Source organism: Psychrobacter sp. P11F6 (assembly GCF_001435295.1).
Classification (GTDB): domain Bacteria; phylum Pseudomonadota; class Gammaproteobacteria; order Pseudomonadales; family Moraxellaceae; genus Psychrobacter.
In genome coordinates this window covers 885,545-911,917 of record NZ_CM003594.1, presented here as the reverse complement: position 1 = coordinate 911,917, position 26,373 = coordinate 885,545, and the positions used below count along the sequence as shown (strand labels likewise).

General features: G+C 42.3%; 23 protein-coding genes. 4 read left to right on the top strand and 19 right to left on the bottom strand.

The features are described 5' to 3' along the window. Positions 1–52 precede the first annotated feature (52 nt). The 7 genes from AK822_RS03870 to AK822_RS03840 all read right to left on the bottom strand — a co-directional run bounded on the left by AK822_RS03870 (position 53) and on the right by AK822_RS03840 (position 8,009). Positions 53–865, bottom strand: a complete 813-nt coding sequence (locus AK822_RS03870) for a helix-turn-helix domain-containing protein (RefSeq protein WP_060490622.1) — start codon at positions 863–865, stop codon at positions 53–55. Further along, a complete protein-coding gene (gene pilW, locus AK822_RS03865; protein ID WP_227678069.1) occupies positions 862–1,812 on the bottom strand; it encodes a type IV pilus biogenesis/stability protein PilW in 951 nt (316 codons plus the stop codon). Before pilW ends, AK822_RS03870 begins: the two co-directional genes overlap by 4 nt. A gap of 213 nt (positions 1,813–2,025) precedes the next feature. Further along, entirely contained in the window at positions 2,026–3,267 is a 1,242-nt protein-coding gene (gene rlmN / locus AK822_RS03860) for a dual-specificity RNA methyltransferase RlmN (protein ID WP_060490621.1), read from the bottom strand. A gap of 406 nt (positions 3,268–3,673) precedes the next feature. After that, entirely contained in the window at positions 3,674–4,105 is a 432-nt protein-coding gene (gene ndk, locus AK822_RS03855) for a nucleoside-diphosphate kinase (protein ID WP_055124481.1), read from the bottom strand. Positions 4,106–4,543: 438 nt separating this feature from the next. Next, positions 4,544–4,960, bottom strand: a complete 417-nt coding sequence (locus tag AK822_RS03850; protein WP_060490620.1) for a lysozyme inhibitor LprI family protein — start codon at positions 4,958–4,960, stop codon at positions 4,544–4,546. Between the two features lie 333 nt (positions 4,961–5,293). Further along, on the bottom strand, positions 5,294–6,583 hold the full coding sequence (locus AK822_RS03845; protein WP_045444847.1) for an adenylosuccinate synthase: 1,290 nt from the start codon (positions 6,581–6,583) through the stop codon (positions 5,294–5,296). 118 nt (positions 6,584–6,701) lie between these two features. Next, positions 6,702–8,009, bottom strand: coding sequence for an ATP phosphoribosyltransferase regulatory subunit (locus tag AK822_RS03840; RefSeq protein ID WP_060490619.1), 1,308 nt, complete (start codon positions 8,007–8,009; stop codon positions 6,702–6,704). A gap of 479 nt (positions 8,010–8,488) precedes the next feature. On the opposite strand from AK822_RS03840, the gene AK822_RS03835 reads away from it, so the two are divergent. The 4 genes from AK822_RS03835 to AK822_RS03820 all read left to right on the top strand — a co-directional run bounded on the left by AK822_RS03835 (position 8,489) and on the right by AK822_RS03820 (position 13,869). Beyond that, entirely contained in the window at positions 8,489–8,878 is a 390-nt protein-coding gene (locus AK822_RS03835) for a DUF2237 family protein (protein ID WP_045451983.1), read from the top strand. A gap of 74 nt (positions 8,879–8,952) precedes the next feature. Next, positions 8,953–10,167 (top strand): magnesium/cobalt transporter CorA, encoded by a 1,215-nt coding sequence (gene corA / locus AK822_RS03830; protein ID WP_060490618.1) that lies wholly within the window; start codon positions 8,953–8,955, stop codon positions 10,165–10,167. Between the two features lie 291 nt (positions 10,168–10,458). After that, positions 10,459–12,168 carry an RCC1 domain-containing protein gene (locus AK822_RS03825; RefSeq protein WP_060490617.1) on the top strand — a complete coding sequence of 570 codons (1,710 nt, stop codon included), beginning with the start codon at positions 10,459–10,461 and terminating at the stop codon, positions 12,166–12,168. Between the two features lie 324 nt (positions 12,169–12,492). Beyond that, positions 12,493–13,869 (top strand): di-heme oxidoredictase family protein, encoded by a 1,377-nt coding sequence (locus AK822_RS03820; RefSeq protein ID WP_167541665.1) that lies wholly within the window; start codon positions 12,493–12,495, stop codon positions 13,867–13,869. Positions 13,870–13,951: 82 nt separating this feature from the next. Here the strand turns inward: AK822_RS03820 and AK822_RS03815 are convergent, their stop codons facing one another. From AK822_RS03815 to AK822_RS03760, 12 genes are all read right to left on the bottom strand, one after another. Continuing rightward, positions 13,952–14,470: a phosphate-starvation-inducible protein PsiE gene (locus tag AK822_RS03815; RefSeq protein WP_045451736.1), complete on the bottom strand. Its 519-nt coding sequence runs from the start codon at positions 14,468–14,470 to the stop codon at positions 13,952–13,954. Positions 14,471–14,569: 99 nt separating this feature from the next. Beyond that, the gene (gene folD / locus AK822_RS03810) at positions 14,570–15,448 is read right to left on the bottom strand and encodes a bifunctional methylenetetrahydrofolate dehydrogenase/methenyltetrahydrofolate cyclohydrolase FolD (RefSeq protein WP_060490615.1); all 879 of its coding nucleotides are present in this window, start codon (positions 15,446–15,448) and stop codon (positions 14,570–14,572) included. A gap of 311 nt (positions 15,449–15,759) precedes the next feature. Beyond that, positions 15,760–16,959, bottom strand: coding sequence for a DegT/DnrJ/EryC1/StrS family aminotransferase (locus AK822_RS03805; protein WP_060490614.1), 1,200 nt, complete (start codon positions 16,957–16,959; stop codon positions 15,760–15,762). 10 nt (positions 16,960–16,969) lie between these two features. Further along, the gene (locus AK822_RS03800) at positions 16,970–17,581 is read right to left on the bottom strand and encodes a sugar transferase (protein WP_060490613.1); all 612 of its coding nucleotides are present in this window, start codon (positions 17,579–17,581) and stop codon (positions 16,970–16,972) included. Beyond that, a complete protein-coding gene (locus AK822_RS03795) occupies positions 17,578–18,747 on the bottom strand; it encodes a glycosyltransferase (RefSeq protein WP_087945554.1) in 1,170 nt (389 codons plus the stop codon). Before AK822_RS03795 ends, AK822_RS03800 begins: the two co-directional genes overlap by 4 nt. A 57-nt stretch (positions 18,748–18,804) precedes the next feature. After that, on the bottom strand, positions 18,805–19,668 hold the full coding sequence (locus AK822_RS03790) for a glycosyltransferase family 2 protein (protein WP_060490611.1): 864 nt from the start codon (positions 19,666–19,668) through the stop codon (positions 18,805–18,807). Further along, complete coding sequence (locus AK822_RS03785) at positions 19,668–20,708, bottom strand: EpsG family protein (RefSeq protein ID WP_060490610.1); 1,041 nt, start codon at positions 20,706–20,708, stop codon at positions 19,668–19,670. The genes AK822_RS03790 and AK822_RS03785 overlap by 1 nt, the downstream gene beginning before the upstream one ends. Positions 20,709–20,891: 183 nt before the next feature. Then, positions 20,892–21,986, bottom strand: a complete 1,095-nt coding sequence (locus AK822_RS03780; RefSeq protein ID WP_228139054.1) for a glycosyltransferase — start codon at positions 21,984–21,986, stop codon at positions 20,892–20,894. A 46-nt stretch (positions 21,987–22,032) separates the two neighbouring features. After that, the gene (locus AK822_RS03775) at positions 22,033–23,046 is read right to left on the bottom strand and encodes a glycosyltransferase family 2 protein (protein ID WP_060490609.1); all 1,014 of its coding nucleotides are present in this window, start codon (positions 23,044–23,046) and stop codon (positions 22,033–22,035) included. Then, on the bottom strand, positions 23,043–24,125 hold the full coding sequence (locus AK822_RS03770) for a polysaccharide pyruvyl transferase family protein (RefSeq protein ID WP_060490608.1): 1,083 nt from the start codon (positions 24,123–24,125) through the stop codon (positions 23,043–23,045). The genes AK822_RS03775 and AK822_RS03770 overlap by 4 nt, the downstream gene beginning before the upstream one ends. Positions 24,126–24,138: 13 nt before the next feature. Beyond that, positions 24,139–25,329 carry a hypothetical protein gene (locus AK822_RS03765; protein WP_060490607.1) on the bottom strand — a complete coding sequence of 397 codons (1,191 nt, stop codon included), beginning with the start codon at positions 25,327–25,329 and terminating at the stop codon, positions 24,139–24,141. After that, the gene (locus AK822_RS03760) at positions 25,322–26,338 is read right to left on the bottom strand and encodes a glycosyltransferase family 2 protein (RefSeq protein ID WP_060490606.1); all 1,017 of its coding nucleotides are present in this window, start codon (positions 26,336–26,338) and stop codon (positions 25,322–25,324) included. Before AK822_RS03760 ends, AK822_RS03765 begins: the two co-directional genes overlap by 8 nt. Positions 26,339–26,373 lie beyond the last annotated feature (35 nt).

Sequence of the window (26,373 nt, the reverse complement as noted above, 5' to 3'; positions counted from 1 at the left end):
ATCTTGTACAGCAGTCGATAAGACTAGCATTCAAAATTAGCCGCTTAAAAAGTTAAGGCGCTAACTCAAAATTGGCTTGCTTATCCGTTGCATAAGTATTTAGCGCAACCGCTTCTTGGTTAAGCATTATGCTGACATTATCGACATTATCAATTTGTACATTAAACGGCGGCGTACCTGACAGTTTATAATCCCCAGATGTCTGCGAGCCACTCATTAAACTACTACCAGAGGCATCAGTAATACTCACGACGGCAGTATCCGTCAGTTTGACATCTAAAGACGCTGGACTTGCATCGCCGCCCAAGTTTAGAGCAGAGCCAGAGGCACCAACGCCCATCTCATCAGTATTGATTGCCGCACCTTGCGCTTGCTCTATCGCTGAGACGTCTTCGACCGTCGATACTGGCTGCTCGGTATTCTCTTTACTTGCATTACTCACCATGCGAAATAAGAAAATCGCTAAAATAATGACACCAATAACGGCGATGATCAGTAGTGGGTTAAAACGAATACGATTGTGCGTATCACGTTGCAACGTGCCCATTGGACGCAGTGGCGTATCCGTGTTATTCACTGACTTTGCTTTCAGCTCCGTAGGATAAGCGGCATCAAAGCTGGTTGCTATTTTTACAGGATCCAAACCCAAAAACTTAGCATAATTGATGGCAAACCCACGGGCAAAAGCAGCTTGCGGCATCTCCGAAAAATTTTCATTCTCAAGCGCTTGCAAATGACGCTTTAAAATAAATAACTCGGCAGCTACCTCGTCTAAGCTGACTTGCTTATTTTTACGGGCTTGCTGCAACACGGCACCAAATGATCCCTGAGCGTTAGATTGAGTGTTTAATGATGGGGTGGTCATTTCCATGGTGCCTCTGGATTGTTAAGCCAAGTCTTAAGTTGTTTTGCTTCATCACTTAAAGGATAAGCAGATAAAAGCTGCTGTGCCAATTGCTGGCGCGTCGTTATGTTATTTTGTGCAGCGGCCAATTTGATACCTTGTAATAGCAAGCGCGGGCTAATGCCCTGCCCTTGCACCAGTATCAAGGTTTCATCATAAAGCCTTTGAGCCTGTGGAACACGTTGCTGCTCAAGCAGTAAGTCGACCAACTCGATATGGGCAATAATACTATTACGATTGCCATCAAGTGCCCGTAAAAATGCTTTAGCAGCCGCACTGCGATCCCCTAGCTGTAAGTAAGTGCGCCCTAGATTCTCTAGCGCACCAATACGACCTTCGTAACCTAATGCTGAACCTGCAATCTCAAACTGCTCTGCCGCCTCACGATAGCGCTTCATTTGTGACAAATAAACGCCATAGTTATTGTGGGCTTGCTCAAAATCTTTATCAAGCGTAATCGCTTTTTTAAAATACTGATCGGCCTTTTCGAGATTGAGTCGACTGCCCTCTTGCTGCAGCAAAACGCCCATCATATCATAGGCTGGCGCGTAACGGCTATCGGCAGCAAAGGCTTTTTCGAGTTGGCGCTGAGCGGTATCAAGCTCATTTTTGCGGATATATTGCGCGGCAAGTGAAGTGCGCACGCGAGCAATTTCTTGTTGGTCTAAGTTACGATTGTCATTGGGTCGCGTAGACGTTTGATAAGCCGCGATGTTTGTCAAATCATTGGTCGGCGTGCTTTGACAACCAGTGAGCAGCAGCCCTACCAATGCCGTCACTAATACCGTACGCTTCGACATCGCTACTGGGTCAATAGCCCCTAGTCCATTCGCTGTACTCAATCGCTTATAAGTCTGAGAAAATATTTTTTGATAATTGAACTGACAAGAATTTCTAGAAGTCATCATAGCCGCCATCATAAAACTGTGATTCAATGCGTTCGATCCTCGAGGCATCAGTTTAATAGATTTAGCCCGCATAAGTACAATTTAGTTGTCATTAATTGCTGTGCACATCCAAACTAATCGTTATTGCTACATTTTTATTACCATTGCGACAGATAAAAGACAAATACGATGCTACATCGAAAATGTCTATTCACCATTTATATGACCATCATACTAAACACTTTCACGATCCTTGATGCTTTGCTGCCATGCGGCTGAACGACGCGTTCTATCAGCAACTTGCCCAACCAATTGACCACATGCCGCATCAATATCATCACCGCGTGTTTGACGTATGGTACAAACAAAACCTGCTTCACTTAATATGTTGCTAAAGGCATGAATACGATTATTACTCGACTTATCATAATTTGCATGAGGGAACGGGTTAAATGGTATCAAGTTAATCTTACTTGGTAAATCGCCCAATAATGCGACCAATTGCTCAGCATGCTCATTACTATCATTGACACCATCTAGCATCACATATTCAATAGTCACGTGTTTTTTATGGCGCGGATTTACTTCAAAAACGTAATTTCTCGCTGCCGCCATGAGCTGCTCTAATGGATATTTTTTATTGATCGGCACTAATTCATTACGCAGCTCGTCGTTTGGTGCGTGCAATGAAATCGCTAAAGCCACGTCAAGCTCCTGTGCCAACTCGTACATTTTTGGCACCACACCTGAAGTCGACAAAGTAACGCGGCGCTTTGATAAACCATAAGCATGGTCACTGAGCATCAATTCCATCGAGCTGACAACGGGACGATAGTTTAATAACGGCTCGCCCATGCCCATCATGACAACGTTGGTGACATTGTTTTCCCATAAACTATGGTCAACATTTTCTAAACTATCATTTTCATCGGTCATATAAGAGGCATTTGCCACCCATAACTGTCCAAGAATCTCAGCCGCCGTCAAATCGCGCTCAAAGCCCTGCTTACCCGTACTACAAAAGCTACAGTCGAGCGCACAGCCCACTTGCGAAGAGACACACAAGGTTTTACGACCGTTTAATTTACTATCATCTGCGGGAATCAATACGGTCTCGACCAACGAGCCACCCGTGACTTCAAATACCCATTTACGCGTACCATCATCGCTGTATTGACGATGAATCACTTTTGGCGGAATGACGCAGGCATTGGCTGATAATTTATCACGCAAAGATTTACTCAGATTGGTCATTTGCTCAAAATCAGTGACACCCTGCTGATATATCCACTTAATGACTTGCGTCGAGCGAAACGGCTTTTCACCAATACTCTTAAAGTATTCCGCCAGCTGCGCTTGGGTCATACCTAGTAGATTGGTTTTCGCCTGCGCCTCGTCTACTAATTTTATACTCTTAGTAGTCTTAGCAGGTACATGTTGGACGTCAGTTTGAATAGGAGTTTGAGCAGTTGACATAATAAATAGCCTTTTTGCATCTACTGGTATGAGCGATGCAATTGTTGAGATGGGTGTTGCTAGACGTACTCAATATATGAGTGCATGAGCAATCCGTTATGAGCGCATTTTTTACCAAAAACTGAAAGTAATATGCTGATAAAGGATTGATAACGCTATATAAAACCAATAATGAGGGAGAAAAGTTGAAATTTCAACACATAGTCAGACTATTATAATAGCTAAAACGGCTTATACCAAAAGATATAAGCCGTCTTGCCACACTAATAATTTATAGTCAATTTTATAAGCTATTGGTGCATAGTGAATCAAATATAGAGCTGGTACAAGGAAGACAAGCGCCAATTGTACATTGAGTACATTAAGCGAGTCTGACACCGTAACAGACTATATTTGGTTTACTATATTAACGCGTACGTGCACAAACTTCTTCTTCATTGAAGAAGTAGCTGATTTCACGTGCTGCTGATTCAGCTGAATCTGAACCATGAACCGCGTTTTCATCGATGCTGCTAGCAAAGTCAGCACGAATAGTGCCTTCAGCGGCGTCTTTTGGGTTAGTAGCGCCCATGATGTCGCGATGCTTAGCGATCGCATTTTCGCCTTCTAATACAGATACCAATACTGGACCTGAAGTCATAAATGATACTAGATCGTTGTAGAATGGACGCTCAGCGTGCTCAGCGTAAAAACCGCCCGCTTTTTTATCATCAAGTTGCATCATTTTAGCGGCAACAATTTTTAGACCTGATTTTTCAAAACGATCGTAGATAGCGCCGATGTTGTTGCCAGCTACTGCGTCAGGTTTGATGATAGATAAAGTACGTTCGTTAGCCATGAAAAGCTCCTAATAAATAATGAATTCGATAAAAATGAGATGGTAAATACTTTGTTTTATCTTTGGCCGCAATGTTGACTTAGGCATATTTAAATAACTCATGGTCTATCAATGCGATAATATGAGCGCCAACACAGGATTGCTGCCTATTATAATGATTAGCGCTATAAATGATAGGGTTAATTTATGACCGCACCTTGCATAAAAGTAAATTTATTACCGCAGCGTATCTTAAGACAAAGTGAGCATTCATCAATAGCAGATTCTTACCCTACGTATCTCATCACTAACTATCTTTGTCATTAATAAGCATAAAACCAACTTGGCGAAAACTCTATGTAAGTGTTACCAACAAAAATCCCTCAGCATATAATGCTAAGGGATTTTATTAATACGCAGCTATGAAGGTCACTGCTTTCAAGCAATACTAAAAAACAACTACTCGCCTAAGCGGCTGTCGCGGCAACTGCCAGCGCTACATTCACGCACACGATCATTTAAGAAGTTCACTCGCTCAGTTGTCACCCGAGTCGCACAGCCCATATTGACAAAAAATCCTTCATCATTATTATAACTACATTGGTCATTACGCTCGCGTATCCACGCCAATTGTCCACGTTTGAGTTTGGATTTTTGCTGGCTATTTAACTGCTTAGCCAATTTTGCATAAGAATTATTCAGCTCTTTATCCGCTTCTAAATATACTTTCGTTAAGCAATATAAATCATCAAAATCATTGTTGGGTTTGTCACAGTTTTGCGCGCCCCATGACAGCATAGGAAACATAAAAGCCGCAGACGTTAGCAGCGCTAAAGCTGTTTTGCCTATAGAATGCTTGATAATAGTCGCTTTCATCACGTTTTCCTTTTTATATATTGATAAAGTTACATTCATTTATGACATAATATACCAATTAAACCAGAATAATGTTAGCAATTCTCTCTTTTATACTATTTTTTCTTATCTCAATTTATTCAATTGCCAGATATCTTGATTTTTTATCATTAGAGATTAATAGTGATTAACACTTTTTATCACTTGGCATTAATAATAGTTAGCATAATAAAAAATGATGAGAATTTACTTATAAGACATTATTCACAAGGTAATACTCATAAAAAAAATCCCAATGCTCAGCACTGGGATTTTTTATGAACGCTTAAACTAATTAAATTTTACGATAAGAAACTAAGCATCATACGGGTCACGCAATACGATTGTCTCTTCGCGATCAGGACCGGTTGAGATAATATCAACTGGGCAACCAATCAACGCTTCGATACGTTTGATATATTTTTTCGCATTTTCTGGAAGTTCATCATAGTTAGTGATACCAACGGTTGACTCACTCCACCCTTGCATCGTCTCATACTTAGGCGTGACTGACTCATAGAATTCAGCATCGTGTGCACCTGCACATTCAGTCTCAGGCAAGTTATAACCCACACCGATTAGTAACTCTTCAAGACCATCTAATACGTCAAGCTTAGTTAAGCAGATACCTGACATAGAGTTCAGTACCACTGCACGGCGTAATGCTTCCGCATCGAACCAACCACAGCGACGCGCACGACCAGTGGTCGCACCAAATTCATGACCGACTTTAGCCAAATGCGCACCAACATCATCAAATAGCTCAGTTGGGAATGGACCGCTACCGACACGGGTAGTATAAGCTTTAGTGATACCAAGTACGTAATCTAAGTACAATGGACCGATACCTGTACCAGTCGATACGCCGCCAGCGGTTACGCTTGAGCTGGTCACAAACGGATATGTACCATGATCGATATCAAGTAATGTACCTTGCGCGCCTTCAAACATCAGGTTCTTACCAGCCAAACGCAATTGATTAAGGTCTTCGGTTACATCAGTAACCATGCCTTTAATCTCCTCTTTCCACTCTTGGCAAAGCTTAAGTGTCTCATCAAAATCAATCGCTTCAACTTTATAATATTGAGTCAATTGGAAGTTATGATATTCGATTAAGTTGCGGAGTTTTTCTTCTAAATCATCACGGAACAAGTCAGCAAGCTTAATAGCACGGCGCGCCACTTTGTCTTCGTAAGCAGGTCCAATACCGCGACCTGTCGTACCAATTTTACCAGTACCGCGTTTGGCTTCGCGTGCTTGGTCAAGTGCCACATGATACGGCATGATAAGTGGGCAGTTTGGAGAGATACGCAGACGCTCACGTACTGGTACGTTGTTGTCTTCTAGCTCTTTCATCTCTTTTAATAATGCGTCAGGTGCTAACACCACGCCGTTACCGATGAAGCAGGTAACGCCTTCACGTAAAATACCTGATGGGATTAAATGTAGGATGGTGGTTTTGCCATCGACAACTAGCGTGTGACCAGCGTTATGTCCGCCTTGAAAACGTGCAACTGCTGAAGCTTTTTCGGTTAGTAAATCGACGATTTTACCTTTACCTTCATCGCCCCATTGGCTACCCAAAACTACGACATTCTTACCCATGATCAATCCTTACCTTTATGTATTGAGGTGTGTGCAATAACGGTTTAAAACCTGTGATAACTTTCGTTATCTTGATTTTAAAGACGTTAAAAAATGGTAATACTATTTAAATTAATGCTTAAATACTCTGTAACTGCCAATGATTATCTCTAAAGCTCAAACGATGCGTCATACCAACTGGGCAATCCTCTGCATTCAATGGCATGGTGACACGATAGCCTTGCTCACGTAAACTCTCAACCTGCTGTAGCAGTATCTGTCTCTGTTCTTGGTTCGCACTGCTCAATGCTTCATAGTCGACCAATACGATGATTGGTGCCTCAAGCTGCGTGTGTGCAAGCAAACGACTGACATCCATACTAAAACCAGTGGCTTCACGTGGCTGATTGATTGCTAACTGGTTGCCGCTTTGCATACCATCGAAACGACCGCCACGTACCAGAGGTTGCGTCTCACTATTGATATAGCCGTTGAATACGATACCCGTGTGGTAATGATAGCCTGATAATTCCGTCACATCGATACTCACAGGGCATTGCCACTGGTCTTGTAGATGTGTTTTTAAGCATTGTAATTCATTGATAGCAGTCGCGACTTGCGTGTCCTGCTGTGCAGTCTCTGACAATCTCGCCAATAGATTGGTAATATCATGACCAAAACGTGCCAAAGCATAAAAATCATCACCCATTGGCAATAACTGGCAGACACGCTTTAGCTCTGGTAGATTTTTATTGGCATATAAATGCATGAGTTGCTCAGTGTCATTATCAGACAACGCTGCCAACTCAGCCAAGCGTTTAAATATCGCCACATGACCCAAGTCTATATGTAGTGCAGCACTCATATTTAGCTTATTTATCATGCCAAATAACACATCTATCAGCTCAATATCTGCGGCAAGTGAAGCACAGCCAAATATTTCAGCGCCAAGCTGCAAAGGCGTACGTGAGCCAAACAGCCCTGATGGCAAGGTATGAATCACATCACCTGCATAGCAATAACGTGCAATACCTGTGCCGCCCCAATGCGCATCAATACGCAAAATCTGCGGGGTAATATCCGCACGCAGACCCATCAAGCGACCCGTTAGCTGATCGATAATCTTGAAAGTTTGACGCTTTAAATCTTCTGAGGCACCACTCAACAATGACTCAGTAAATTCAATCATTGGTGGATTGACCAACTGATAACCATGACCAATAAGTTGCTGAGTCAGCTGATACCTAAGCACTTCTTGCTTACGCGCATCTTCGAACAGCACATCCACCACCCCATCAGGCAACAGCCAGCTATTGGCAACGTCGCTGGCAAGGTTGTTCAAATATGGCATGCTAGTAGAGGTAGCAGTGTTTTCAGCAGGCTGAGCCGCCGCTTCATTAGTCGTATTTAACTGGGCAAGTTTTGCAGAATCAGAACTGACAGACACAATAAATCCTTGTTTGGCGTATCGCTTACCAAAAACGCGGTACTGATGCGGTACTTAAAGGTTATATTTACAATTGCATTGACGCCATGCATTTTTATTTTTAACGCGCAACATCATTGACCCAATTATTTATAAACAAACTAGGTAGCCGCAAAAGGGTGAGTAATAAGTATAATTTAGAATGATAAGACGAGTATCTTTATGCGCTAATAAACGGCGTTAAATAATCAAGGCACTTTATGCTTTAGTTTAGCATAGCAGCCAAGGTTCGCCTAGTGACAATTAGCCACAATTACTATCTAATTACGTCTTATCAGCACTTAATCTATGAAGGTTATCTATAGACTATATAAGTAATCGTTGACTCAAAAATGGTTACCATCATTTTATATCATGAAGAAAATAATGAGCAAAGTGAGAACAACGCCTTCGATACCGACTCATGGTACACTAAGCCATATTTTTATCTCGGAAGCCTTATGTCATCTGATTACCACCCAAACCCTGCCAACAATCAAGCCAATGTCTTAGGTACGGCACTTGCCAGCTGCTGCTTCGACCCTATTACCGGTTATTACCGCAACGGCTTTTGTCATACTGGCAACCATGACGTTGGTCAACACACCGTATGCGCCAAGATGACCAGCGAGTTTTTGAACTTTTCTGCCAGTCGCGGCAATGATTTGATTACGCCGCTACCTGAGTATGGATTTTCTGGCCTCAAGCCTGGTGATTACTGGTGCATTTGCGCGTTACGCTGGGTTGAAGCTTTGGACTTTGATATTGCCCCGCAAATCAAACTAGAAGCTTGCCACGAAAGCTTATTGAGCTTGGTCGATATTGATACTTTGAAAAGTTACGCCCTTTAATAACGATCATTATTAACAACAATCATTATAAGTTCTGATTGTGACACGTTTTTTACTTTATAAAGGGAGGGTGTATGGAAAACAATAACGACCAGTTGATCAAAAAAACCGCGCGTATTGCACCTGACTCTAATATCAATCGTATTTACGCCGATATGAATGATGCACATCTCTATCTAGACAATGATGACAGCTATATCTATGGCGATGCTGATACCACCACTGAGGACACTATCGAGACCATGACGGTCTACGATCCTGACTCTGAACGCTATGAAGATATTGACTCTTCCAGTGCTGATGAAGTCGTCAATTGCTATGCTTACTCACGTAAGACGGGTGAAAATCTCGATAAATTGGCGCTAAACGATGTTAGTCGTGCATTAAATAATAATGGTCAGTTTATTTGGCTTGGTCTCTATGATCCAAGCCTAGAGACCATGGTCAAAGTCAAAGAAGCCTTTGGGCTACATGAGTTGGCGATTGAGGATGCATTTGCCGATCACCAGCGTGCCAAAGTCGAGAACTATGACAATGACATGGTGTTTGTGGTATTGCGTACCGCTAAGCTTGAGGACAATGTCATTCGCTATGGCACCACCGCGATATTTATGGGCAAAAACTACCTGATTACCATCCGTAATGGTCCATCAAACTCCTACGCACCTGTCCGTGAGCATTGTCATCGTCGCCCTGAAAAGCTGCGCATGGGACCGATATTTGTACTGCATGCTATTCTCGATTTTATCGTGGATAATTATATGCCGATTACCGATCGTTTAGGTCGCTATTTGCGTGAGCAAGAACGTTACGTGTTTACCTATGAGTTTGATAAAGGTACATTAAAAAACCTTTATGAGCTCAAATCGCAACTCGTACATATGCGGGCGATTATTTTACCAGTACAGGATATCTGTAGTTTTTTTATCAATCATAAAAAAAGTGAGATGGTCTCTGGGTTTTCTCAAGCCGCTAAGCCCTACTTTCGCGACGTCAATGACCATTTGCTGCACTCATTAGACGCTATTAATGGTCTAAATGAGATGCTGAGTGTGGTCATGAATACCTATATGGCCATGGTTAATATGGGACAGAACGAGGTGGTGCGTAAGCTTGCTGCTTGGGCAGGTATTTTAGCTGTACCGACGGCCATTGCAGGTATCTATGGTATGAACTTTGATTTTATGCCCGAGCTGCATTGGCAATATTCCTACTTTGTCATCATGCTCATCATTGGGTCATTATGTGGCTATTTATATTACAATTTTAAAAGACTTAAATGGTTATAACTAAAATTTATAGTTGATGTTTCATTGATAGTCAGCGTTCAGCTTTTAAAAACAGCATCCTTCATGGTGCTGTTTTTCCACTTTATTATTGATAATAATTCTTATTTGTAATACTATTCACATTTATTATTGCTAAACTCTTGCCGCCATTTCTATTATTCCAACGCCACCATGTACGATTGACTCAGTCAACCGCACAAATCCTACAACCGTCGGATTTGTATGGGACGGTTTTGTTATTTTACGGCTGGCATACTGACATATTGTCAATTTGCATCTATCGAGGTTTTTATGCGTTTATCCCGTCTTACTCAAGCTGTCGCGGTCGTTACCGCAGCCTTGATTCTTACTGCTTGTGGCAATGATTCCGACACAGCCACTGCTATCATAGATGGGACACCGCCACTACTAACCACTGATAGCAACTTTACTGATGGCTATAGCGCGGTTGCAGCGGTATTTGTCTCAGGACAAGTACAAGATAGCAGCGGCGTCAAATCATTGACTTATATGCATAATAACGAATCAGCCCAAGCGCTAACGCTAGATACTGACGGTTATTTTGATGATCGTATTTTATTAACGCTAGGTAGCAATACCATTGTCTTAGAAGCCACAGACAATGCTGGTAATATCATGCGCTCAACCAAAACCATCTACGTAGGCGATACCATAGCGGCAGGTGGTTCGCATACCGCTGCCCTGCGTGATGGTCAGCTATATGGTTGGGGTCGCAACAACTATGGTCAGACAGGACTCGGTCTGACCACAAAAATCAGCGATATTATGGGACATCCAAACACGCCGATGCTGATGAACAGCGCACCAAAAGATTTGCTATCTATTGGCTTTAATCAAAATCATTCACTCGCTATTGCTCAAAATGGTCAAGTTTATAGTTGGGGCGAAGACAAATACGGGCAGCTGGGTCGCGGTGATGGGGGTCGTAATGACTGTAGCAAGACTGCAGACTGTCGTTTGGATATCAGCGCGATCGAAGGTATCGAAAATGCCGTCATGGTCGCACCCGGCTATAGCCATAACTTGGTATTGACCGAAGAGGGTACGGTTTGGGCCTTTGGTGCCAATGGGTATGGTCAACTTGGTAATAATACCAGCACCGATAGCAGCACCCCTGTCAAAGTTGACTTTACAGCAGCCACAGAGGCAGGACATATCGTGCAGGTGGTTGTCAGTGGCAATAGCTCTTATGCCTTAGATGACAAAGGTCAGGTTTGGGGTTGGGGCAGCGATGCTTACGCCAATCTTGGCAAAGGCAAAGTCTGTAACACTACAACCAACTGTATCAACGTCAATTCTACCCCTGTACGTATTCATGTCATTAATGAAACGATTAATCACGCCATTAATGCTAAGACAGATGACGCCACTCAAAAAGATGACGACCAACCCGCTATAGATGTAGAAAAAGTGACCCAATTGACGGCTGGCAAAGATCATATCTTAGCATTGACCAATAAAGACACAGTTTATGGTTGGGGATTAAATGCCACTAGTCAATTGGGCTACAATGGTGAGACATTTAATGGCAGCGAAAAGGCATGGGCAGATGTCATTACCTCACCGACCAAACTGCCTTGGTTTACAGATAAAGAAGTTCGCCGCGTCTATGCCAATGGCAATGCCAGCTATGCGTTATTGGATAATGTCGCCACTAATAATGGCTCATCAACAACGGATGGTATTCTCTATGCATGGGGCATGTTTGGGGAGACAAATGGCGCAGGCAAGACCATTTACAACGACCTAGATGAACCAACCAATAAGCTGCCGAATCTAAAGAATATCGATAATATGGCCATGGGTGCCATGCATCTTATTGCTCATGAAAAATCGTTTGACCAAGATAATAATACGCTGAAAGCTGGTCATTTATTTACGTGGGGCTGGAGCTTTGAAGGCTCACTCGGCAACAAAGACACCACTCATATTTGGATGTATAACAACCCTATCCCAGTTGCTTTACCTAGTCAGCTATAAGTGTTTTAAGTATGACGAAGCGAACAGTGCATAGTTGGTTGAATTTCCTATCATAAAATTCTCAAACAAGCAGCCTCGTTTATGCTGCTTGGTTGAGTCAATACGCCTAACTATTGCGCGGTAGCTTATCGCATAATCCTCAGGATATCCTCAATTAAATCGTCAGCCCTCTAAATAGGCTGACGATGAGGGTACACCCTAACCCCTTATATTTTAGCCATTTCAGGTCAGCCCATGTTTTTACGATCAAACTCGTCAACCATATCAAATTCTTCACTGTATACATCACCTCCTATCATACGTAACACGCTACTCAGTGTAAGTATGGCGATGCTGCTCACTGCTTGTGGTGGTTCAGATGATTCAAATAATTCCAGTAATGATGGCAATACTAATGCACCCAACCCACCCACTACTCCTGACACTCCAGAAATCGATACCAACTGGCAGCCAGCAGGTGGCAGTGCTACGATTGCCGCCAATGGATCACAGCCTTTTTTGCAAATCATGCCCAATCTACCGAGCAGCGCTTTAGGCGGGGTATCACCTGGACGTGAGTTATTTATCACCGAGTGGACACCAGCAAATGAGGGTCGCGTACTGTTCGATGGTGTGGGGCCACTGTTAAATGCCAATGCCTGTACCCAATGCCATAGCGCTGACGGTCGCAAACCCATTTATGCAGCCAATGGTCAGCTGAGTGATGCGATTTTATTCCGGTTGGGTAATAAGCAAGGCCTGCCACATGCTTATTACGGTGAACAGATGCAGCATCAAAGTATTGCCACAAGTATCAATCCCGAAGGGAGCATGCGCTACGCAGCAATGCCCAGTCAAAATGACAAGCCTGCTGGCATACAGTTTAGCTTTACTCCAACTGACCTTAATCAACCCTTAGGAAATACAGCAATTAGCGGACGTATCTCACCGCAGCTGGTCGGCATGGGCTTGCTCGACCTGATTCCTGAAGCGAATATCATTGCGGCAGCTGACCCTGATGATAACAATCAAGATGGTATCAGTGGCCGCGTACACTGGGTAAATAATAACAACCAACAACGAGTGGGACGCTTCGGCTGGAAAGCCATTAATACCAATCTACGTACCCAAAACGCCAATGCCATGTCGCAAGATATGGGCTTGACCACCTCGGTATTTATGGATCCTAACTGTACGGTAAATCAGCCTATTTGTTGGACAGCAGCGAATGGCGGCTCTCCAGAAGTCTCAGACAGCAGTCTAGACGCTGTGACTGATTTTATGACCGCCCTTGCCGTACCTGAAAGACGAATAGACGATTTATCAGATTTTAATAAAGGAGCGCAACTGTTTGCACAAGTCGGCTGTGCTGGCTGTCACACACCCAAGCAAAAAACAGGCAATAGTGATCGCTTCCCGCTCCTATCACAGCAAAACATTTATCCTTATACTGATTTATTACTGCATGATATGGGTGCTGGACTAGATGATAGCGTAAAAGAGAAAAATGCAGAAAGCTTTGAGTGGCGTACACCGCCATTGTGGGGAATTGGTATTGTGGCACGTGATCCAGAAGCGCGGTTTTTGCATGATGGTCGTGCCAGCAGCTTGACTGAAGCGATACTCTGGCATGGTGGTGAAGCAGAAGGTACAAAGACGCGCTTTACACAGTTATCCGCCACGCAAAAACAAACATTAATGACCTTCTTAAAGGGGATTTAACGCTCAAACAATGAAATGTGAGAGTTAAGAAGGCAAAAAAGGGCGACCAGTGGTAACCCTTTTTTATGCTGCTATTTAATAGTTATTCACGGCGATGCTTGGTATGACTATCAGGCGCTTGAGCATTATCAGGTAACAGCGCTTTAATCGTTAAGTTTGCATGCTGTTTATCTAGATTGTCCTCTGGACGGCCAAACGTTTTTGCTGTCCAAGTTAATACTACGATAGAACCGCTCAATAGCATAATGGCCACAGAAATTGTCGCCAGCAGCCATAAATGAAAATAGTCTGAGACCGCCTGTACATCGACCACCAAATGTCGTGATAAAGCAGTAATCGCGATAAATATTAAAAACTGTACCGGCAGACGATGGGTTTTAAAATAAATACCTATCATGGCGAGCAGCTCAAGATAAATAAACAACATCAATATGTCTTTTAAATCCGCTGAGCCTTTTTGAACAATACCAACGAATTCTTTGCCAGCGGTCCAAACGACAACCACACTGATTAGAAATAAAATAACGTAATGACAGACATCGACAAACTCTCTACCGATACCTTGTAGTCGCTCATGAACACCTACGTTTTTTTTAGCCATGTTTAGGTCCTATCAACTGAGATGTGGTTGATTTAGCCTGAGTATATATTACCTCAGGCCCCTTATTTATCGGCAATCAGTATTCGTATGACTCTCTTTTTAGCCGATATTCAAACCGGCAGATTTTTCAGCAGCATCAACCGTTTGGCGAATCAAGGTATTAATGGTCATTGGACCCACGCCGCCCGGTACAGGCGTATAAGCACTGGCGATATTTTCTACGCCTTGCAATTCGATATCACCAACGCCGCCATTATCCGTTGGATGAAAGCCTGCATCGATAACCACAGCGCCCGCTTTGATCCACTCCGCTTTGATCAGTTCAGGCACGCCCACTGCCCCAACCACGATATCCGCACGCTTAATATGAGACTCTAAATCTTGCGTTCTTGAATGGCAAATCGTTACGGTGCAGTTGGCATTCAATAGCATCATCGCCATTGGTTTACCTAAAATTGCACTGCGGCCTACGACCACGGCTTCTTTGCCAGCAAGCTCAATATTATTGTGCTCTAGTAAATGCATGATGCCTTGCGGGGTACATGAACCATAAGCGCTCTGCTGCATCGCCATACGACCAAATCCAAGACAGGTCACACCATCGACGTCTTTTGCCAAGTCAATCTGCTCAAAGCAAGCACGCTCATCGATATGTGCAGGCACTGGATGTTGTAGCAAGATACCATGGACGTCTGGATTACTATTGAGCTCATCTATTTTCGCTATCAGCTCTTCAGTGGTTGTCGCACTTGGCATCTCAACGCGTATAGAATCCATGCCGACACGTTTACAAGCATTACCTTTCATACGTACATAAGTCGCAGAAGCGGGATCGTCGCCGACCAATATCGTCGCTAAGCTTGGGGTGCGTCCTGTTTTATTCTTGATAGCGTCTACACGCGTACTCAGTTGCTGTTCTATTTGTTTAGCAAGTGCTTTACCGTCCAAAACGGTAGCAGATCCTTGGGCAGTTGACATAGTAACTCCAATAGAGGGTGCGATAAAAAAAAGAAAGACAGCGCCCGCAACTATTTGCATGCCTGTCTTATGCTTGATCAATGTATGATTAAGACTGATATTGTACCTGTCTGGGCTAAAAAATCCTAGCGTGAGATAAGACTTGGATACCTATAAATTTCTATCACTCGCCAATCCAGCAATATCATGTCATTACCGATGCAACCTTGACAACCTTTACCGTTTTATAAGAAAGTCCAATCAAAAATAAAAGTTAATAGCCGCAACTATTTATAAATACTCAACACGCCTTAATAAGCGATATTCTCACATTACTGAATCATTGAAGCAAACACGCGATCGATTGCATCTATCGTTTGCGCGATTTCGGCAGTGGTTAAGGTAGGATGAACCAAAAACATTAAGCTAGTCTCTCCCAACTGTTTTGCTATTAGCAGTCTGTTTTCTGGACGCAAGCCTGTATCATCGAATGCTTTTTCTAAATATACCTCTGAGGCAGACCCTGAATAGCAAGGCACGCCTGACGCATTTATTTCTTCAATGATGCGATCACGCGTCCAGCCCTCAGCTAGGTTATTTGGTTGCACATAAACATACAATTTATAATAGGCATGGGTAGAGTTTGGAAACTGATAATCTTGCTCTAATGTCGGCACCGATAGATAGCCTTTTTCTTCCCATTTAGCACATACCTCTAATATCGCTTGAGCATTAGCACTGCGCTTCGCTATCCAGTCACTCATATGTGCCAATTGAATACGCCCAATCACGCCTTGAATCTCGGTCATGCGCCAGTTGGTGCCAAAGCTCTCATGTAGCCAATTATAGCCGGGCAGCTGCTCGGTCTCATAGACCGCCGCATAGCTTTTGCCATGGTCTTTATACGCCCACATTTTTCGCCATAACTGCTCGTCATCGGTGGTGACCATGCCGCCCTCGCCGCCTGTGGTCATGATCTTATCTTGGCAAAAACTCCACGCGCCAATATGACCGATACTACCAACGCTGCGACCTTTATAGCGTGCACCATGCGCTTGTGCACAGTCTTCAATGACATATAAATGATGCTGATCTGCCAGTGCCATAATGCCATCCATATCACAGGGCCAACCTGCCAAATGTACACAGACGATGCCTTTAGTTTTGTCCGTCAATACCGCCGCTATCGACTCTGGAGTGATATTCCCTGTCGCCTCATCAACATCCGCAAAAATGGGCGTCGCGCCTGCATTAACCACTGAGGAGATACTGGCAATAAAAGTGCGCGGCGTCACGATAACTTCATCACCCACACCTATACCAAGTGCCTGCAATGCCGCGTCCAATGCCAAAGTTCCGTTGCCCAATGCAATCGCGTATTTGCTACCCGCCCAGTCAGCGAATTCCTCTTCAAACTGACGGCATTCTTGCCCTGTCCAATAATTGACCTTGTTGGATAACAATACTTGACTGACCGCATCCGCTTCTTGCTGAGTAAAACTAGGCCAAGGTGAAAAAGGAGTATTTAGCATGCGTTCCTCATCAAAGCGTGTTTTTATCGACGCTATTACCTGTGAATTTACTCATGGTCGCTTCACCATCAGCACTAATGCCATCTTTGATAATGACTTTTTTTACTGTTTTAACCAAGATCATAATGTCTAACCATAATGACTGATGATCGACATACCATGTGTCGAGCGTAAATTTTTCATGCCAACCAATCGCATTGCGACCATTAACTTGTGCGTATCCCGTAATACCCGGACGTACACGGTGGCGACGCGCTTGCTCATCATTATATAGGGGCAGATATTCCATTAATAGTGGTCGCGGCCCCACCAAACTCATATCGCCTTTAATCACATTCCATAGTTCAGGCAGCTCATCGAGACTGCTATTACGCAAGGTCTTACCAAATGCCGTCAAACGCTCATCATCCTCTAAAGGATTACCCTCTGTATCGATAGCATCTTTCATCGAGCGAAACTTAATCATCTCAAACGGCTTGCCATTTAGACCAGGGCGAGTTTGTTTAAATATCACTGGTGATCCTAAGTTTTTTTTGACTTTATAAGCCGTAATAGCATAAACAGGAGATAATATTACCAAGGCCGCCGTGGCCGCCGTGATGTCAAATAGTCGCTTTATCATTTTGCAGCCCGCCTTTTGTCGTTTACGCGGTCATCCCTATTACGTAAATAAAAACTTAAATAACTTTGCCACAATTGCTTGCGTTCAAAATTTGCAATGGCCCAGTCTCTTGCATCAGGATATCTTTTTTCAAATTCCTTATCAGTAGCAGCAGCACTGATCGCTTCGGCGACAGACGACATATCCTTAAAATTAAATTTTCGACCACTGATACCTTCTTTGACACTATCCTTTACACCAACGACATCATAGGCAAAAGTTGGAACAGCGCAACTTGCTGCTTCAATAGCGACACTGCCAAACCCTTCACGATAGCTCAAAAATAAATGTAAATCAGCACACTGAAAAACCTCGTGTACATTTGGATTGGCTGGTATATATACACCTCTATTATCTTTGACAACTTTCTCAACGACTACTTTTCCTACGTCGTCTTCACAGTCTCCTATGAACATAAAGTAGACGTTTTCTGCTCTTAGTTTTTCGGATATATACTCAATATCTTTGAAGCCTTTATCATCACAAACTCGTCCTACCACGCAAATCACAAAGGTATTTTCAGGTATCTTGTACTTCTTTCTTAACGCCTCTTTTTCTAGCTGAGCCATAGGTTGCAGCAAATCAGTATCGATGCCGTTAAATGAGCCATTATCAATGACAGTTGCCTTACTTTTTTTGAGGATATTTTCTGCTAAGCATACGCTGAGCAAAGACTCAGAAACAAATAAAACCTCGTGAGATAAGCCAAAGCTTAATATATCCAGACCCTGAAACACCCTCTTTTTTAAACCTGAAAAATTCTCATAGGCTCTACCCACGCTAAAAGCAATTCGTCTCTTTTGCAATGTAACAGCACTTGCGATACTCCCTAACAACAAGGCTTTAGGTGTTAAATAAACCACCACATCAAAACGATTCGATAGCATATAGCGGGTTAAAAGCGCGAGTGACTGAGCATCTTTAAACAAAGAAGGCTTACGCTGAAAATTTAAATTAATCACCTTGCCTATTTTGCGCTCACGTAAAATATCTAACTGCTGTTTATCGCCACCGCAGATTAAGGTGATCTCAACATCCGCGTGATCTCTAATGTATTCAAGCTGATCGCGATATAGCACATTAAATGACACCGCATCTGTCATTAGAAAGCATATCTTTAATGTCATTTCAGCACCTCAGCATTTTTTATATATTATTTTATCAGTGACATTTTATAAAAAATGTCATTTAGCACAAATACTATTTACCACTGACTGATGATGATTTCTTAGCGTGTCAGATATTGTTAATTTATTTCTTTTATTGGCTATCTTTTGTAATAATCCTATCGAATCTAAAAAATTGACTGTTGTCAGTTTTGCTGATAATTTCAAAGAACCTAAATAACTGTTTCCTTTATATTCACAGTACGTTTTAAAACTGTCTTTATATGATCTGGTTATTTTAGATAATGATAAATTCCCTTCTTCTCTATAATAGTATAATAAATCGGGCAATACCGCTAAATTTAAATCTTGATTTGAGATAGCTCTACACCACAAATCATAATCTTCAGACCTTGGATAATTTTCATTATATTTATTTCGTTCGTACCAACTCTTTTTTGCCAAAACAGCAGCATGCACAATAGGATACGCAGCGGCTATTTCTTTAAATTCTGTGTAAATTTGATCGATATGACGACAACCATAAACTTTATTAAAATTATCAATAGACACGACACCTGTAGAAACCAAATCATAATCTGGATTTTTTTCTAAAAAACTTAATTGAATCGCCAGTCTATCCGGATGAATTAGATCATCGGCATCCATGCGCGCTATATAATCATAGTTCGCTTCTTCAATAAGCTGATTTAATCGAGCAGGCAGTTTTTTATTTATCCCATCAGCAATGACCTTTATTCTATGATCAGACTCTTCAAAACGCTTGGCGATGGCCAATGACGCATCAGTAGAGCCATCGTCGATCAATATAAGCTCCCATAACTCATGCGTTTGAGCCAATATGGATTTGATAGCATCTTCCAAGTACGCTTCAGCATTATAAATGGGAATACCAATAGATATATATGTCTGATTTTTCATTAGAAAACCTCAAATATCGGATTGATAATATACGGACTCAAGTTACTAAATCTCGATGTCGTCAAGACAAAATACATGAGAAAAATAATGATACTCGCTATATATAAATAAATATTATTAATTCTTTTTAAAATCATAGGCAGTATCAAAACTAATGTCCATGTAAAATACGCAAGCAGCCTTTGAGGACCTGAAGGACTGGTGCCCAACATCGCTAACGGTATGATAAAAACCACGCCTGACGCATAAAATGTTATTAATTTTTGAAACTCTTTGTCTTTGATTTTATACAGATAACTGACCAAGATAATTAAAATCATGATAGCCGCGTAAAAACCAAGCGTTAAAAATCCGCCTGCTTCATCGGATGCTTTCGCATAACCCTCGTATCTATCGTTAGTAGAAGAAATATAAGCGACCAAAATCCCACTCACTAATAGCGACCCTAAAAATGTTGCCAAAATCTTATATAAGGGCTTTACTCTTAAATTGACGATAAAATAAAATGGAATCATAAATAATGCGGTTACATGAAACAATGAAGCAATTGCACAAATCAGCAGGTATGGAATAAATCGTTTTTCTAACAGATAAGGAATGGCCAAGGTAAAGATCGCCATTGCCAATCCTTGACGCAGTCCATTAAAAGAAAAAGTATAAACACCTAACGTAATAAATAAAAATACGGAAAACCAATAATTTACGCTGTATTTTTTAATCACTCTAAGATAGCAATAGACAATAATTAAACTGGTAATAACAAGCAGCCAAAAATAATGAGTGGTCATACGTAACAACGCATACTCTAATAACTGATAACCGAACTCAATGTCTTCGTTGAACCTAAAGTATTCGGCATTCAATTGACTGTTGAAATTTCTCGTATAGTTTCCTGTATCCGTACCAACTCGGTAGCTACGAAGGCCTGCAAACAATGTCAATATAATTAGCGGCAGCCAAAAAGACGTACGATTGAGAGATTTTTTCTCCAGTACGATCCAAAAAATAACAAGGCTAAGAACCAGCAGGTATGGAAGCATTTAACCCTCTATAAAAGTAGATGTCGTCAATCTTATATAAATCGGATATGGTGGCAGGTTTACACCGTCTAGTATCTTTTGTACCGTCCAATACCTATATAACTATAGCCTATCCACCTCGATTTTTTTCTCATTCCGTCCAAACTACCTTGAAACGACTATAAATAAGAAGCAACCACTCCGTCACACACTCAAGTACTTTTGCATTAGTATTTGCGCGTTGGTAGCAGCACTAAATCCATATAAATTCAGCGCTGCGGTTATGTCTTTTTCATTGGGCTTTGGCTGTTTAGGCGCTAATAAGCAATCAACCCAATCCTTGGCTGAGTTAATCGGTAAAAACTGTACTAATCCAAGTCCTAAATCTACTTCAGGCGATACTTGGTCAGAAACCAGCGCCTTTAACCCAACTGTTTGGCTCTCGACCAAGACGACAGGGAAACCCTCGTGCAACGAAGGCATGATCATATAGTCGGCGCTGGCCATTAATTCTGTGATATCCGTACGCATCCCTAAAAACTTGACCGTATCTAGGAGTGACTTATCTGCTACTTGTTGCCTGAGCCTCGCCTCCAATGAACCTTGTCCAACAATATATAAGGTAAAGGCGATCTGACGTTGTTTTAACTGCTCAGCGACCTCTAAAGAAAACTGATGGTTTTTAACCTCATTTAGACGACCAACTTGGATGATTTTTAGCCCCTCATCGCCAAATTCTTGGTCGATATACTGTCGTGATTGGTTAGCGACTGTCATCATCTGTTTTATGTCCACAGCATTGGGCAATAGCCACACGTCTTTTATGCTGCCAAATAGGTAATTTGCCGCTTGTTCACCGCAACTCATTTTATCCGTGGCCAATTTACGATTGGTAATGAACGCCCACTGTTCATATATTTTTTTAACAATATTGGTTTTACCATTACTGGTACTATGAGAATGTGAAATACGATGCGGCACGCCAGCACCTTTAGCAGCCAGCAGATGAAAAGCATTGTTTAATAGCATATGAGCATGAACGATTTGATAGTCAGGATGTTGTTTAAGGAAGTTTTTAAGCTTCCACATACGCGCTAATGAATGATCCGCTAAAATCGGTATAATCCTACCGCCCAGCGCTATTATTTCAGCATCATAGTCACCGACCTCGTCGGTAAAAGTGATAAAATCAAACTGCATCTGGCTATAATCTATATGGCGATATAGATTCATGAGCATGGTCTCTGCCCCAGCCCGATCCATTTTCCCCACGATGTGCAGCACTCTCTGAATAGTCATCTCTTTACCTATTAAGAAGCCATAAAACCAAACGTATTTTTCAAAACTATTCTGAATCTGTCATCCCTTGACCTTTAACCCTTGCTCTTTTGTCTAGCGCTTGACGAAGCACCTGTAACATCAGAAAGGCAACTTGCGTCGGCATACGTACGATATTACTAATCATCATATTTCTTACGGTCAAATCGCTCTTATAACCTTTTAGTCGTAACGTTTTATCTGCTTTTTTAGCTTGTGCCAATGCAGCTGCTAAATAGTCATTATCTATACGAGTAAGGATACTCCAATGACTTTGTTTAATTTTATTGGCGAGTGTTTTTTTAACCTCATCCGCTTGATAGTCCTCTACTAAACTGATGACTTCTGCGTGGATAACGAAAAGGTCTAATAGTTTTTTATCTGTTGACCCTGTGATCGACGTGCCACGCTGTCTGTATAGATAAAAATCAATGGGCAGGTGATACTTAATATTAGTAGCCAAGCCAAGATGCCAATGAAAAGGCCAGTCTTCGTAGTACAGACCCACTGGGAACTGTAACGAGGCAGACCGCACTGCGCTAGATTTAATAAATTTGAGCCATGCAAAATGCGGTAAGCTAAAATATGAGCCGTCTATTTCGGTTGCCTCAAATGCTAAATTGCTAGCGGGATACGGTAGATCTGTCTCCGTGATACCATCTTTGAACGGTGTAAAGCCATACGTCACGACCTCTGCATTCGTGGTGAGCGCACAATCCACACACGCTGCCACCAAGCGAGTGTCTATAATGTCATCAGAATCAACGAACATCATGTATTTGCCTATCGCAGACTTGATACCAGTATTACGAGCCGCAGAAAGACCGCTGTTTTCATGATGCTGAATGACTTTGATGCGCTCATCTATGAGATGTGACGCAAGTGCTTGTTTTGAATCATCAGTGGAGCAATCTTCTACAACGATAATTTCAATATTCTGATAAGTCTGCTGCTTGATGGATGCCAAGCAAGCATCGATATATGACGCAACGTTATACACTGGTACGATGATACTTACTAATGGCGTTTCGATAGTCGTCATATCGCTACCAGCGCTTTTTTTAGGTCATCATACTCAGCTATATCAACTGGAGACTCATCCATCGTACCGTGAGGCAGGGACAGAAGGCTATCGATGAATGTTGCAATATCAGCAATCTCTTCCAATTCTAAAAACACCAGCCTTGGATGACCGCCTAACCAGTCCAACTGCGTCTGTCTTATCTTATGATTGGCGTTCGGGAGTACCAAGCACGGCGTACCCGATAGCAAACATAAAATCATGCCATGCAGCCGGTCAGTCACGACCAATTTTGCAGCACGGAATTGACTAAGCTTGTCCGTCAGTAATTTTGTGCAATGTGCCTCATCGAGTTGCGAACCACCAGCGTGTGTATCGGTCTTTTCAATTTGATAGCCAGTATCTGCTAAGGCTTTGTCTATCATGGCGTATTGCTCAGCTGATAATGCGGCTTCTTTGTCATCTCGTAAGCAGCGCAAAATACCTGAAGGCGCTAAGCAATCTGTCGTACCCAGCACTGTTGCATTCGCGCTCATCACAATATCTGGTACGAGACCAATATGCACATTACTGTACTCAGCAAAAAGCTCGATGAGTTTTGCCGCTGTTATCGACTCTCTGGCAAAAACATGTATATCTGGATGCTTGGCGTAAACTTTCACAATACGCTGCAAGGCACGTTTAGATTGAATAGAATCATTCCAATCTAGTGTCTGAGGAAAACAAACGATTCGATTGGCAGGAAATGACTTGATGACTAATTGGCGCAGCTCCTCAATATCAGGATACGTGCCACCCATATTACCGCCGCCGATGATAGTGACGATATCCGTCTCTTTTATTTGCTGTTTAATTGAATTGAGCACAAATCTGGTTTGACTGATAGCCACACTAACAACGTCATAATCCGTCAGCACACGTTGCAAATACTGCTTTTGCGCGTGAGAAATAGCAATATCACCAATATTGCCATAGTCGGCGGCAAGAAAAACAAAGCATCGTTTACCAGTTGGTAATGGTAAACCTCTCGCTCCCATATAGGCGGCTAAGTGTTTTTTTAGTTTGAGTGGAATGAGCTTTTTTATAGCAGCAATATTCATTTTTAATACTCCCTTATTCGTTTCTCATTAACAGCTTCTTCACCCACATACGACGCCTTGAGCCAACAGGAAACAATCTATTCAAGTTAGGAGGCGGTTTACGTTTGAGTGCTTTTTCAATGTATGGCAGCCATTCAAGACCTCTACCCGTTTTAATCATCTCATGACGAATTAACTTCCAATCTATGCTGACAGCCCTGCCCTTTAGAGCCATTGATTTAAAAAGTGATGAGTTTATGGGCTCGCTAAAACATTGAGGGTTATCTATACCTGCAACCAAAAAATTGAGACGCGTCCTAACACATTTCTCACAGCGACCACAGTTGCTATCATTTTGATCACCCGCCCAACAGAAACGCAGGCCTTCAATACCCAAGGGCCATGCTGAAAGAGTTTGAAGCTTCTCTGAACGACTAAAGCCTGCACCATCATGAATCACTCTAAAGTCACCTGAACTTAGCAGCGGGTCAGTGATTGGGTGTGAGCCCCAAGGACTAATTAATACATCATAAGAATCACCACTACCAATGAGCCCAATTCCTGCATATCGTTTCAAGCCGCATAATACTGAGGCAATAGCAGCAGCATGATAGTCTTCCCAGTTGATAGACCAAAGCGTGCGAATATTTGTCTCAACTGGCAATAGCTCGATATTGATATCTGCGAGTGTGTTTGCCGCTATTTTTGCCGCACTGGCAAAGCCTTTTGTATCCTCTAAAGGTATATCAAAGCCATGCACAAAAACCCCTGCTTTAATATTTCGTGTGGCGTATCCTGCTCTGCCTGTCGCATGACGATAAGCGGTAAACTGAGCATCAACGCCACCAGAAAATGCAGCGATAGCACCATCTATATGGCAGTCTTGTTCTCTTATACGATCCACTTTTATATCAATCAAAAAATAACGCTCTGGCAACCACTTATTCCAAACATACTGTAGCTCTGTCAGGTTGGCTAATAGCTCATGCGACACGCTACCATGCACATGAATGGCTGCTCGCATCTGCATCGCGGGCAATAATGTGGCCAGTAAATAAGCATCACAATCATCGTCTTCTGGCATTGGCAAGTTCGCTGGATATACAAACCACAATGCCTTCTCAGTCATTTGCCCGCTAGCTGTTGTCTGTTGCAGTAAACAACAGCGCTTTTGGCCCTTTTCATCACTGCGTAAAGGCTGAGGCAACAAATCAATATTAAGCATATTTTTTCACCTTTGCTTTAGACCAAGACAGTTGAAGAATAACCAGCGTCATAACATACCAACGCCGTGAAAAACATAAAATCAATACACGAATGCCGCGTGCTGGATGCCTTTGATAATAATGCGGCAAACAGTTCTGATAAACGAAAGACTGGCGTATTTTAACCAGCTCTGCACGACGTTTTTTCATATCGATATGCGCCAAATTATTAAGTAAATATGGCAGCATATGCTCGACATAACTACGAGCAAAGTCCGATAATAGCACTTGCTTTTCAGTAGCACTGATCGACCAATCATGTATCCTGACTCTGGCTGTATAGTCCGCTTCAATGGATTCCAAAAGCCCTGATTTATATTGTGAGCTTGTTATCGAGGTCGCATTTTCATAGTAGTTGTATGGACAGTCTGGCAGCACCGATAAACGATTCGCTTTGCTTAGACATGCGATATTAAAAATACCATCCTCACCAAATTTGACGTCGCTATCGAAACGCAGCTCTGCGATTAAGTTTTTGCTATACACCTTGGTGCAGGCGTACCAATATATATGTCTATTCTCTGTCACTCTCAGTTGTAGCATTTCGATATCTTGCCGTGAGTATTCTGCCGTACTATTAGGACGCTCAATAACAGAGCCATCCAGCATCATGCGTTTATGACCAAATGCCAACATCTCGACATCTCGATCTACAGCTTGTTCAAAGACAAAATCAAAATACCAATCATCAATGGTGTCATCCGCGTCTATAAAAACGATGTAATTGCCGGTTGCGATATCGAGCCCAGTATTACGAGCCTCTGCCACGCCACCATTTTTTTGAGATTTCACCGTAATCCATGACCTAGCACTCGCCCAGCTATGCAATAGGCTAGCAGTATGATCTTTAGAACCATCGTCAATGACTATCAGTTCAATGTCGTGACTCTTTTTCGCAACGTCAATACTATTAATACAACGATCAATAGTAGCAGCGGCATTAAATGCAGCGATAATGACTGAAATCATAGTGAGCCTCTCAAGTTGAGACTTCTCATACATAT

Excerpts from the sequence above, each read along its gene's own strand:
- AK822_RS03870 (WP_060490622.1), bottom strand. The coding sequence starts at position 865 with ATGACCACCCCATCATTAAACACTCAATCTAACGCTCAGGGATCATTT.
- pilW (WP_227678069.1), bottom strand. The coding sequence starts at position 1,812 with ATGATGACTTCTAGAAATTCTTGTCAGTTCAATTATCAAAAAATATTT.
- rlmN (WP_060490621.1), bottom strand. The coding sequence starts at position 3,267 with ATGTCAACTGCTCAAACTCCTATTCAAACTGACGTCCAACATGTACCT.
- ndk (WP_055124481.1), bottom strand. The coding sequence starts at position 4,105 with ATGGCTAACGAACGTACTTTATCTATCATCAAACCTGACGCAGTAGCT.
- AK822_RS03850 (WP_060490620.1), bottom strand. The coding sequence starts at position 4,960 with ATGAAAGCGACTATTATCAAGCATTCTATAGGCAAAACAGCTTTAGCG.
- AK822_RS03845 (WP_045444847.1), bottom strand. The coding sequence starts at position 6,583 with ATGGGTAAGAATGTCGTAGTTTTGGGTAGCCAATGGGGCGATGAAGGT.
- AK822_RS03835 (WP_045451983.1), top strand. The coding sequence starts at position 8,489 with ATGTCATCTGATTACCACCCAAACCCTGCCAACAATCAAGCCAATGTC.
- corA (WP_060490618.1), top strand. The coding sequence starts at position 8,953 with ATGGAAAACAATAACGACCAGTTGATCAAAAAAACCGCGCGTATTGCA.
- AK822_RS03825 (WP_060490617.1), top strand. The coding sequence starts at position 10,459 with ATGCGTTTATCCCGTCTTACTCAAGCTGTCGCGGTCGTTACCGCAGCC.
- AK822_RS03820 (WP_167541665.1), top strand. The coding sequence starts at position 12,493 with ATGGCGATGCTGCTCACTGCTTGTGGTGGTTCAGATGATTCAAATAAT.
- AK822_RS03815 (WP_045451736.1), bottom strand. The coding sequence starts at position 14,470 with ATGGCTAAAAAAAACGTAGGTGTTCATGAGCGACTACAAGGTATCGGT.
- folD (WP_060490615.1), bottom strand. The coding sequence starts at position 15,448 with ATGTCAACTGCCCAAGGATCTGCTACCGTTTTGGACGGTAAAGCACTT.
- AK822_RS03805 (WP_060490614.1), bottom strand. The coding sequence starts at position 16,959 with ATGCTAAATACTCCTTTTTCACCTTGGCCTAGTTTTACTCAGCAAGAA.
- AK822_RS03800 (WP_060490613.1), bottom strand. The coding sequence starts at position 17,581 with ATGATAAAGCGACTATTTGACATCACGGCGGCCACGGCGGCCTTGGTA.
- AK822_RS03795 (WP_087945554.1), bottom strand. The coding sequence starts at position 18,747 with ATGACATTAAAGATATGCTTTCTAATGACAGATGCGGTGTCATTTAAT.
- AK822_RS03790 (WP_060490611.1), bottom strand. The coding sequence starts at position 19,668 with ATGAAAAATCAGACATATATATCTATTGGTATTCCCATTTATAATGCT.
- AK822_RS03785 (WP_060490610.1), bottom strand. The coding sequence starts at position 20,708 with ATGCTTCCATACCTGCTGGTTCTTAGCCTTGTTATTTTTTGGATCGTA.
- AK822_RS03780 (WP_228139054.1), bottom strand. The coding sequence starts at position 21,986 with ATGACTATTCAGAGAGTGCTGCACATCGTGGGGAAAATGGATCGGGCT.
- AK822_RS03775 (WP_060490609.1), bottom strand. The coding sequence starts at position 23,046 with ATGACGACTATCGAAACGCCATTAGTAAGTATCATCGTACCAGTGTAT.
- AK822_RS03770 (WP_060490608.1), bottom strand. The coding sequence starts at position 24,125 with ATGAATATTGCTGCTATAAAAAAGCTCATTCCACTCAAACTAAAAAAA.
- AK822_RS03765 (WP_060490607.1), bottom strand. The coding sequence starts at position 25,329 with ATGCTTAATATTGATTTGTTGCCTCAGCCTTTACGCAGTGATGAAAAG.
- AK822_RS03760 (WP_060490606.1), bottom strand. The coding sequence starts at position 26,338 with ATGATTTCAGTCATTATCGCTGCATTTAATGCCGCTGCTACTATTGAT.